This window comes from Fulvivirga aurantia, assembly GCF_009711475.1.
GTDB classification, from domain to species: domain Bacteria; phylum Bacteroidota; class Bacteroidia; order Cytophagales; family Cyclobacteriaceae; genus Fulvivirga; species Fulvivirga aurantia.
Genome location: NZ_SMMD01000415.1, coordinates 1 through 2519, shown reverse-complemented (window position 1 = coordinate 2519; position 2519 = coordinate 1). Strand labels below are relative to the sequence as shown.

Here is a 2519-nt window from a genome sequence, read left to right as displayed (position 1 = left end):
TTTGATCAGAGTTTTCTGCTGTCTTTATTTTCACATACTGAATTAGCTCACTTGCTGTAACCTTCTCTTTAGAATTAGCTTGTAAAAATTCTATTAGTGCTGTTGTAAATGGGCTATTTTGGCCAATACTTCCATCAGATACAACTTCTAATCTTCCCGAGGCCAAGGCCCACCTTGATTTATATTGTTCTACATTCTCTGCATACCCCCTATTGGAATCAACAAACAACGAACCTGAAAAACATGCATCGGCTACAAGGAAAGTATGTTGAGACTCTACATTCTTAATGACTTTAAGCAAATCTGAATTTGAAAGGTAATCTCCTACATTATTTATTTCGGCATCAGCTGGTACCCAATATCCTTCATTTAGTAGCTCATCAAAATAACCGTGGCCGGAGAAATAAATAAAAAGGTTATCTCCCGGAGCTACCTTCTCAATCAAGCTTCTCAACCCTTTATAAATATTGCCACGTGTAGCTTGCTCGTCTTTTATGATAGTGGTATTTTCAAATTCAAACCCGTACTTTTTCATCAAAACAGACGCCACATCTGTTGCATCTTTAACCGCGTTGTTTAATGAAGGCCAATTTTCATAATTATTAACCCCAACGATGAATAAATGATTTTTTGCATCTTCGGGTTTATAGGTACCTGCTACTAGATCTTCTCTTACGATCACAAATTTTTTAAGGGCAATGTTATCATTGATGTCCGACACCTCAATAGTAACATAATTATCACCCGGAGATAGAGGCAGGTTAATTATAAAGTTACCATTATCCTTTATAGGGGTGTTTATACCATTTACTTTTAACTTTCGAACTCCAGACTCATCTAAAACTAACCCCTTTAAAGCAATTAAATCCCCCGAAAAACGAACCCTATCGTTTACAATTTTGGCTGGTTGGGAAATATAAATTTGTGGTGGAGAGTTGTCATCTTCATTCCTAAATTCATAAATAGGTGCAATATCTAGAGTAGTAACATCCCAAATATCTAAACCTCTTTCCAAACTATTAATGGTAGCTAACTGATCACCTTTTTTGTTAAACGCCAAATCATTAACAGTACCATTCCCCACCCGCTTTAATTCTTTATAAATGATGTTTTTTTTGACATCAATGATAGTTACGATACTCCTACTCGACCCAACAGCAAGGTATTTGTCGTCACCACTGAAAGAAAGTGCATATAGCCAACCTTTTAGCTGTTGATTGAATTGTGTGGAAAAAGAATTCTTAATATCTGTTAGATAGATCTTGCCATCATTACCACAACTCGCTAATTGAGTACCTGCATGGTCAAATTCTATATCTCTTACCCAATCATTAAGAAGAGTCTCTTTAATAATAGAAAAATCTGCAGTATTTCTATATACTACTGATTTACTTGCACCACCATAAGCAATCATTTCACCATCAGGACTATAGGCTATATCCAAAATAGCAGCATTAACCTCCAATTCCTTAACTAACTCTAACGAATCGGTCGACCATATTTTGAGAATACCATCTACACCTCCGCTAACTAATGTTTTACCATTGGGTGACAACGCAAGGGCCAAAATATCCTTATCATGGGCTTCAATGACTTTTATTTGCTTCTTAACTTTCACATCCCACACTTCAATAGTAAATGCCCCTTTTTTTAGAATCCTATTTTTCCCTGCAACATATAGTTTAGAGCCATCAGGACTACTCACTATCTGATTAATTTCAGTCAGCTTTGTTTTAAATTCTGCGTACAAATTTTTTGTTCCTGAAAAGTAAACTTTAATCGAACCTCCATCATTAGTGAATATATATGAATCATCAGGAGCATACACCACAGCCCCGCTATTAATAGAGCCTAAATTAATGGAGAGTAATTTTTCTTGAGCTGCAACTATATTAAGCGTTAGGCCAATTACCAGCACAAATATTAAGCGTAATTTCATAGTTTCTTCCTACCCATTTTAATGCTAAAGCCTCCGTTAATGTATAGTGGTACATAGTTCGATACCTGGTTTTCAGGCACCAAATAACGTTCATTGTTTGATGTAAAATTGTCATACCATAGAAAGTCATAGATCATGTATTCTTCTGAAAAGGCACCCAATATATCCTCATGACTTACCTGGAAATTTAAGCCTATGGTGTTTGAAAGTTTTATTTCTAAGCCACCATAGAGACCTATAGTAAACTTAGCTTCATCGTAATCAAAGTATGACTCCTTCACTTCTACCTTGACTGAAGTCATGCCCATAGATACTCCTGCAAGAAAAACGATACGTGAGTTGGGGTTAAAGCGATACTTACCAATGACCTTATTATGGGCAAATTTATGGTTGGCATAATACATAGAAGTCCGCTGAAAGCTTAACCCGATCGCATAGTGAGACTTCACATTGTACAGAATATTTATAGTTCCTCCTTTTGGGTTATCAAATTCATAACCTATACGATGTGTAAATGACATACTTCCAAATAAATCTACTTCTAAAACTTTATCATTTTGCGCATGCCCAAGGCTTGAAA

The 2519-nt window shown here is 35.8% G+C and carries 2 protein-coding genes; both read right to left on the bottom strand.

What is annotated here, in order from left to right; all coding sequences use genetic code 11:
* Window positions 1–1939 (bottom strand): caspase family protein (locus E1176_RS02440; RefSeq protein WP_155208985.1); only part of this gene is annotated, 1939 nt, incomplete at its 3' end.
* The coding region (locus E1176_RS20425) for an outer membrane beta-barrel protein (RefSeq protein ID WP_185152572.1) at window positions 1936–2519 on the bottom strand (584 nt) is incomplete at its 5' end. The genes E1176_RS02440 and E1176_RS20425, both read right to left, overlap by 4 nt.